Source organism: Streptomyces sp. NPDC048473 (genome assembly GCF_043200155.1).
Taxonomy (GTDB): Bacteria; Actinomycetota; Actinomycetes; order Streptomycetales; family Streptomycetaceae; genus Streptomyces.
In genome coordinates, this window is the sequence record NZ_JBICXE010000116.1 from 1 (window position 1) to 7,825 (window position 7,825).

6 protein-coding genes and 3 pseudogenes are annotated in these 7,825 nt (G+C 67.4%); 2 read left to right on the top strand and 7 right to left on the bottom strand.

Translation table 11 applies throughout. The features are described 5' to 3' along the window. From ACGFU7_RS47020 to ACGFU7_RS47035, 4 genes and pseudogenes are all read right to left on the bottom strand, one after another. Positions 1 to 886, bottom strand: a pseudogene (locus ACGFU7_RS47020) (hypothetical protein); the annotation flags it as partial. A gap of 437 nt (positions 887 to 1,323) precedes the next feature. After that, a complete protein-coding gene (locus ACGFU7_RS47025) occupies positions 1,324 to 1,632 on the bottom strand; it encodes a hypothetical protein (RefSeq protein WP_393704858.1) in 309 nt (102 codons plus the stop codon). 119 nt (positions 1,633 to 1,751) lie between these two features. Then, positions 1,752 to 2,061 (bottom strand): annotated as a pseudogene (locus ACGFU7_RS47030) (transposase); the annotation flags it as partial. Between the two features lie 101 nt (positions 2,062 to 2,162). Beyond that, a complete protein-coding gene (locus ACGFU7_RS47035) occupies positions 2,163 to 2,615 on the bottom strand; it encodes an Lrp/AsnC family transcriptional regulator (protein ID WP_393704864.1) in 453 nt (150 codons plus the stop codon). A gap of 155 nt (positions 2,616 to 2,770) precedes the next feature. On the opposite strand from ACGFU7_RS47035, the gene ACGFU7_RS47040 reads away from it, so the two are divergent. Both ACGFU7_RS47040 and ACGFU7_RS47045 read left to right on the top strand, forming a co-directional pair. Further along, positions 2,771 to 3,709: a DMT family transporter gene (locus tag ACGFU7_RS47040; protein ID WP_393704860.1), complete on the top strand. Its 939-nt coding sequence runs from the start codon at positions 2,771 to 2,773 to the stop codon at positions 3,707 to 3,709. Positions 3,710 to 3,873: 164 nt separating this feature from the next. Then, positions 3,874 to 5,080: pseudogene (locus ACGFU7_RS47045) on the top strand (IS701 family transposase). Positions 5,081 to 5,197: 117 nt separating this feature from the next. On the opposite strand, the gene ACGFU7_RS47050 reads toward ACGFU7_RS47045, so the two are convergent. The 3 genes from ACGFU7_RS47050 to def all read right to left on the bottom strand — a co-directional run bounded on the left by ACGFU7_RS47050 (position 5,198) and on the right by def (position 7,799). Beyond that, positions 5,198 to 5,710, bottom strand: a complete 513-nt coding sequence (locus ACGFU7_RS47050; RefSeq protein ID WP_393704861.1) for a GNAT family N-acetyltransferase — start codon at positions 5,708 to 5,710, stop codon at positions 5,198 to 5,200. 766 nt (positions 5,711 to 6,476) lie between these two features. Then, positions 6,477 to 7,013, bottom strand: coding sequence for a hypothetical protein (locus ACGFU7_RS47055; RefSeq protein ID WP_393704863.1), 537 nt, complete (start codon positions 7,011 to 7,013; stop codon positions 6,477 to 6,479). Between the two features lie 255 nt (positions 7,014 to 7,268). Further along, complete coding sequence (gene def / locus ACGFU7_RS47060; protein WP_393704866.1) at positions 7,269 to 7,799, bottom strand: peptide deformylase; 531 nt, start codon at positions 7,797 to 7,799, stop codon at positions 7,269 to 7,271. Positions 7,800 to 7,825 lie beyond the last annotated feature (26 nt).

The window sequence follows — 7,825 nt, forward strand, 5'->3', positions numbered from 1 at the left end:
CGACCTCGTGGTCGGCGGCGGCGCGATTGCGCCAGTCCAGGACCTGCTCCCGGGTGCGGTCCTCGAGGACCAGCTCCTGGTCCTCGTCGACGTCGGCGAGCTCCGGTTCCGAGGCGGGGACGACGGCGGGCAGGCACGGAGCGGGCAGCACGACCGGGGCCACCGGTGCGGCCGGGATGTCGGCGGTCGGCTGCGCGGCCGCGGCCGCGGCTTCGGCACGGGCCTGAGCCGCGGCGACCTTCCGGGCGCGCCCCTGTTCCCACTCGTGCTCGCGGGCCCACGCCCTGGCCATCACGTCCTGGTGCAGCTGCTGCTCGGTGACCGCACGGCGCTCGTCCTCGGGGGCCCCGGGCATCGCTGCGTCGATGGCGGCCTTGACCGCGCGGCGTTGGGCACGGCGGTCGACCTGCAGGTCCTCGCAGCGCGGGCAGGCCCGGCCGGAGTCGAGCAGCACCTGGTCGTCGCACCGCACGTCGCCGCACTGCTGACGCTGGGGCAGGGCCCGGCCGATCAACCAGCCCACCAGGTCCTTGATCGGCCCGGCCAGCCGCATCTGGTCGGCCAGGCGCCGGGCAAGCCGGTCGGCAAGGACCTGCGGCGCATCGGTACGACCCATCCGGGCGAGCCCGCTGCGGGCCGCGGCCTCCACCAGGCGGCGGGGGGCCGGACGCTCCAGGCGTGCCCAGACCAGGTCGACCGGAGCCAGGACGGCCCGCAGGTTCTCCGGTGGCAGAGGCACCCTCCCCCGCTGCTGCCTGCCCTGACCCACACCGCCCAAGGCCCGCACCGGAGCACCGGTCACCGGCCCGCAGCCGTCCTTCCCGCCTTCGACGACCGGGAACTTCTTCGGCTGTTCCCCGCGGAGCGGGCCGCCGTCCTCGCGCACGCACGCGCGGTCCGGCAGATCACCGGACCCACCACGGCCTTCGCCGGAAAAGCCACCAGTCCCCGGGCGGCCACCGTTGATCATCATGAGTTGTGTGGACTGACGATGAGACGGTGGCCGCAGGCCGCAGCATAGATCCCGCCCGATGGCGGGAGGCGTTCGAGGTGGCCATGGACCGGATCGCGAGCAGGTTCGCCCGGTACGAACCCCGCCTGCGGGCAGGGCGATTGGTGCTGGGCCTGCTGTCCGGGCCGTGGCTACGAGGTACGACAAAAGGGCCTACGTCTTCCACGGCACCGTCACCCTCGCAGCGATCCGACTCTGGCTCCGCCCATGTTCCACCGGACGGAACCAGTAGTGCTCGGTCAGGTCGGGGCTGCGCTGGAGCTGAGCGGGAGAGAGGCTCCGCCCGGATCAACGCCCGGCGGAGCTGGCCGTCACCCCTTGGAGGTGGCCTCCCGGATCAGCGGCTCGAACTCCCGCCGCACGTAGGTATCGAAGGGCTCCGTCAGCGCGCCGTCGATCACCCGCCGCACCCGGTGCTCCGCCGCGAATTCCTTGATCGCGGCGCGGGAGTCCGGCTCCACACCCCCGCCAATGATCAGCACTCCGAACTCCTCGGCCTCCAACAGCTTCCGGGCCTCCTCGTCGGTACTCACTCCCTCCGCGTCAAAACCGTCCGCGCGCAGCGTGGCCAGCACCTCCGTCACCCTGGCGGGCATCCTTCCCAGCACCAGCGTCCTCATGGCTGTTCCTCTCAAGTACGTCGACATCGGCGCACCCGAACCTAGAAGCTCAACCCGACTTGAGGTCAACTCCAACTCCCGACCCACCCCGGCAGCCACATGATCCGCCGGGCAGGACCTAACCGGCGGGCCCTCTCCCGCACCTGGCAGCGAAGGAGTTCCTGGATCCGCTGGTCCAGCCCGTCCTGACGCCACAGCGTGAAGTAGTAAAGCACCGCCGACCAGGCCGGCAGGTCATGGGACAGGTGGCGCCACTGACAGCCCGTCCGGTTCTGGTAGAAGATCGCGTTCACGACCTCCCCCAGATCACAGGTCCCGGGGTCTCCGGTCGCCGACCGGCCCGCCTGGCCCTGCTTCCAGGACGTGATGATCGGCTCGATCAACGCCCACTTCGTCCGGTAAGTCGCTCGGATAGGGTCTTCGGTCCATGCTCGCATCCCAGCATGTGCATGACGAATGGTTGGCTCGTGCGGCGATCAGTACCACGATCGAGCGATCACGAACCGATAGAGAAGGGACCTAACGCCCTCTCACATCGGCTCGATGATGTTCTTGCGCAGGTGTCCGTAGATCACCGAGGTGCGTACGTCTGCGAGTTCCTGCCGCTCAGTCAGCTTGTCCAGAACCACGGAATGCAGCTGGTCGGTGTCGCGAACCGCGACATGGAGGAGGAAGTCGTCGGTGCCCGTCAGCACGAAGACCGCGATCACCTCGGGCATGCGCGCCACGAAGGCTTTGAACTGTTCAATGACCGCACGCGTCGGCGGCCGCACCCGCACGGCGATCATCGCTTGCAGCCCTCGGTCGAGCGAGGGGAGGTCTACCTCAGCATGGAATCCGAGCAACACACCGCGCTCGCGGAGGGCGCGCACTCGCTCCAGGCAGGTGGAGGGCGCGATGCCCAACTCATGTGCCAGATCCCGGTTGGTGCGCCGACCGTCTTGCTGCAGAAGTCGCAGCAACGCCGAATCTAGTTCGTCCACATTCAGCCCCACTCCTCAAGGTCCGAATTATATTCGTCTGGCTTGTCATTCTTCCGGATTGCTTTCTAGCGTATCCCCCAAAATCCCGTTCATGATTCGCGTCGTTGCTGTGGGGTCAGGGCGGAGTCGGGGTTCCGGGCGAGAGGGCATCAGCGGTGGAAGAACGGAAGACGAGGGCTCTGGCGATCTGTTCAGTCGTGGCGGCCGCGCTGCTGTGGAGCAGCTCGTACGCGGTGACCAAGGAGGTGCTGGCGGATGTCGGGCCGCTGACCATCGGGGCCATCCGCTTCACTGTCGCCGCCGTGCTGCTCGCGATCATGGCGCGCATGCGCCGCAACCCGGCAGCCCCGCCGGATGCCCGCCAGCGGCGGATGATCTACCTGAGCGGCCTGCTCGGCATCACGGCTTACTTTGTGCTGGAGAACATCGGCGTTGAGCTGTCGACCGCCTCAGACGCCTCCCTGATCGTGGCCACCTATCCGCTGATGACCATGCTTCTGGAGCTGGCTCTCCTCCGGAGCAGGATGCCGCTGCTCCGGGTCAGCGGCGTGCTGCTCGCCGCACTGGGAGCCTTCCTGGTCGTACGCAACGGGGCAGAAGTCGGAGGCAGCGCACGCTGGTTCGGTGACGTGCTGCTCCTGCTCGGCGGGCTGATATGGGCCGGATACAACGTGCTGGGCAAGTACGCGGGCCGGGGGCAGGATGCCGTGAACCTCACCTACCACCAGACGGTGGCAGGCGCCGCCGGCTTCCTGCTCGCCTCACTCCTGGAGATCGGGGACTGGCGGGTGCCGGACGCCTCGGCCTCGGTGATGCTCACCTATCTGGCCGTGGCGTGTTCCGTCGGTGGTTTCCTCCTCTACAACTACGGCCTGCGCAGGATGACTTCGAGCGTCGCGGTCAACATTCTCAACCTGGTACCCGTGTTCGGTGTGCTCGGTGCTGTGGTGATCAACAAGGAGACAGTCCGGCTCACCCAGGCCCTTGGCGGTATGGTCATCATCGCCGGTGTGGCCCTCGGATTGGTCGAACGCCGAACAGTCGTCGAGAAAGCCGCGGTTCCCGATCCGAGCCTGGTCACCGAGCGCATCTGAAGGCCCAGGAGGCCCAGCTCCCCGGAACCTGTGAAGCTCAACCCGACTTGAGGTCAACCCCAACGCCCGCCCCACTCCGGCAGTCACATGATTGGCCGGACAGGTCCTAGTAGGGCTTTGTTACGTGTCTGGGCAGGCGGTTGTTCTGGTGGTTTCCTGCTGGTATGAGGGCGGATGAACTCGCGGCGTGTCGGGGCCGGTTGGAGGAGTTCGTTGGGGAGGTGTTCGCGCCGCTGGCGCGTGCTGACCAGCGGGTGAAGGGCGAGCTGTATCTGAGAGGTCTGTTGCTGGACGGGCGTCGGAAGTCGATGCAGCCGATGGCTGGGCGTTTGGGTGTGGACCATCAGCGGTTGCAGCAGTTCATGACGTCCTCGACCTGGCCGGTGGGCACGGTCCGCGTGGGGTTGGCCCGCCGTGCGGTTGGGGTGGTGCGTCCGCAGGTGTGGGTGGTGGACGACACCGGCTTTCCGAAGGACGGAGTGTCTTCGCCCGGGGTGGCCCGGCAGTATTCCGACGCTGGGCAAGGTCGGTAACTGTCAGATCGGGGTCAGCGTCCATGCCGCCTCCGACACCGCGTCGTGTCCGCTGTCGTGGCGGCTGTTCCTGCCCCAAAGCTGGGACGGCCCCGAGGCAGCGGGCCGGCGGGCCCATTGCCGGATCCCCGACAATGTACGCCACCGGCCGAAGCGGCAGCTTGCGCTGGAGATGCTCGACGAACTGGCAGCGGTCGGGCTGCGGCCCGCGGTGCTGGTCGCGGATGCCGGTTACGGCGTGAACGCCGACTTCCGGCACGCCCTGGAGGACCGGGGCCTGGCCTACGCGCTGCAGGTCAAGGGCGAGCTGACCGCTCATGCCGAGGCGGCCAGGCCTCACCGGCCGTCCTATGGCGGGCTCGGGCCCAGGCCGCTGCCCCGCTACCGCACCCGCCCGGTCAGCCTGCGCGAACACGTCCTGACTGCCGGGCGTGAGAAAGCGGTGACGGTCACCTGGCGCAAGGGCTCCAAAGCCGCGATGACCTCCCGATTCATATTCCTGCGCATCCGGCTCGCCGGGCGCCGTCCAAAGCCCGCGGCCGACGGTGTCATCGGCCTGACCTGGCTGATCGCCCAGTGGCCCGAGGACGAGGACGAACCGGTCAAGTACTGGATATCCAACCTGCCCGCCGACATCCCGGCCCGGGATCTGGTCCGCCTCGCGAAGTTACGGTGGCGCATCGAGCACGACTGCCGCGAGCTGAAGACCACCCTCGGACTCGACCACTTCGAAGGCCGCTCATTCACCGGCTGGCACCGCCACGTCACCCTCGTCACCGCCGCCCACCTCTTCCTCACCGAACAGCGGACCTGCCCAAAAGCCCCTGCCAGGGCCTGACCCTCTACCAGGCCCTGGACCTCCTCCAACAACTCCTCGCCACCTGGACCGGAACCTGCCCCACCTGCCGACAACCCACCCCATGGCAGCCCCACGACACCACCTAACAAAGCCCTACTAGGAGCCGAGCCTGCCGGTCAATTTCCTTTCCCAGAACACTTCATCGCGCCATGCGCCGTCGGCGTAGAAGTGGTCATGGGCGATGCCCCAGGAACTGAATCCGTGCTTGCGGAGGATCGCCTGAGACGCGAGGTTCTCCAGTTGGGTGTGAGCCTCCAGTCGATGCAGGTTCAGCTCGTCTTCGGCGATCCGCAGCGCGAGGCCGACGGCACGGCTCGTGTGCCCGAGTCCCTGGTAGAGAGAAGAGACCCAGTAGCCGAGGAATCCCTTCTGGAACGGGCCGCGCAGGATCGAGCTGATGCTGACTTGCCCGATGACGGTCTCGTCGGAGACCACGACGCCGGGCCACGCGAGCCCCTTGCCATGGGAGGCCAGCAGGGATTCGATGACCGAGGCTTGCCCGTCGGGCGTGTAGAACTCTGCGGGCCTCGCGGGCAGCCAGCGCGCATACGTCTGCTTGTCCCGGGAGAGCAGTCCGGCGAGTGCGGGGCCGTCGGAGGGCTCGATCAAGCGAATCAACGTGGAGCTCACGGGCGTCCTGCTGTCTTGTCAGCTGCGGTAGTCGGTCGGTTGCGCGGGAGACTTACGGGGGTCGCGCTCGGTGATCGGCTCAAGAATGCGGTCGATGCGCTCGACGGACTCGTCGTCCAGCTCGATCCCGGAGGCCGTGGCGCTCTGAGCGATCTGCTCGGGCCTGGTCGCGCTGACGATCGCGGACGCGACGTTAGCACGGTGGAATACGCCGCCGTCAGCCCGGTCGCTTCGGCGAGGCCCGCCGGCAAACGTGCTCCGGCGTGCCCGACCACCCCCGACCCGTCAGTGGACACCACAAGCCGGGGCCGCGAACCGGATCTTCTTCACGCAGAAAGTGTCTTCCTCCGGCGACGACAGAACCCCTAGACAAGGTCCATCGTCCCGGCTCAGGAAGGCACTTTTGCGTTTCTACCCAATCCTCAGCCGCACCCCAACCGAAACGGCGAGGCCAGGGCTGTCGAGGCACGTTGGGCACACATGGCGATGGCGCTGTGCTGTGGGCAAAGGGGAGCCACAGCGGCTGCCGCCGCTCATGGATGAACGGACTGCCCCAACTACCCTCCAACGGAGCGCGATCTGCCGACAAGTTGGGGTTCAGCAACCTGCCGGAACCTGACTCCCCGCTCCCCGCCGGACGATGCGCTGACAGGAAGCGGCAAGAAATCGGCGGGCGGTCAACCTCCTCCGGGCGCGGGAACGCCCCGGACTTCCCGAGGGAGGACCGCGCCGGGCGCGGGAGTGCTCAGGCGTCCGGGCGGCAGCGGCGGCGGTAGTAGCCGTAGGTCAACGCCAGCACCAAGGGGCCCCACAGGGTCAGCAGGCCACTGACCGTCATCGCCAGCGTGTCCCAGCCCGGGGCGTACGGGAAACCGGGCGAACCGTAGATACGGAAGGCCGTGAAGACCCAGTTGACCATCAGCCCCAGGAGGAGGAGCCCGCCGATGGTGGCGGGAACGATCGCCGCGAAGGGCGGGATGCGGCGGCCCCCCAGCTTCGGGACCCAGTTGGGCACCACCTCTCCCCATCGGCGCACCAGCCCGAACCCGAGCAGCGCGAACGCCTCCGTCAGGAGACTGAGTCCGAAGACGTACGGGATGTGCCACCACGCCGACGGAGTGTTCTCCCCGCCCATCGCGTAACCGAAGCCGATGGGCAGCCGCCAGAGACACACCGGCAGCCCCACCAGCGGAATGAGGTGGGCGACTCTCTCCGCCCACAGCGGGACTGGTCGCTCCGTCCCCTTGCTATCAACTGCCTTATGGAGCACGTTGGTTGACATACTCTCAGTGTTCCTGGCCTTCTCCCGCCCGGAATCAACCTGCAGGTTGACGTCACTACGCCGCTCGGTTGACGACGTTTGCAGTCAGCCGAACGCAGGTGTTCCGACCGGAACACCTGGACTGAGGTTCAACCAACTTGCCTGATGTGCCTCAGTGGTGATCAAGGCTGCCGACCTGCCCCGATGACCGCCGGACACTAGACAACGATCGCGGATGATGTCGTCGGAAGTCGCTGTCGGCGGACGAGGAGCGTCTCACCGGCCCAGGCCCGCGGCCTTGATCGCGCGTTGCGCGAAGACGCCCTCACGGTGGTATTCCATCTGCCGCAGCGCGTCCTTGCGATCCCGCTTGGAGAGCCGGTCGAGATACGTGTGACCGAAGAGGTGGTCGGTCTCGTGCTGCAGACACCGGGCGAAGTAACCCACCCCTTCGATGACGAGCGGATTGCCGTCCTTGTCGAACCCGCGAGCGACTGCACGATCGGTGCGGGGGACAGCCATGGCGGCACCGGGCACGGACAGGCAGCCCTCGAAGTCGTCAACGAGTCGGCGGTTACCCGGATCGGGCTGCTCCAGAACCGGGTTGATGATGTGTCCGACATGCCGGACCCCATAGTCGTCCGTGCAGTCATACACGAACAGCCGCAGGTCGACGCCAACCTGGTTGGCAGCCAGCCCGGCGCCGTCGGCCACATGCATGGTCAGGAACATGTCGTCGATTAAGAGCGTCCGGCAGTAGGTGGCGGAGCACGGTCGCGATGAGGGGTGGCAGCAGAACGGGCACAGGCCCGCGTGATCATGGAGTTCTCTAC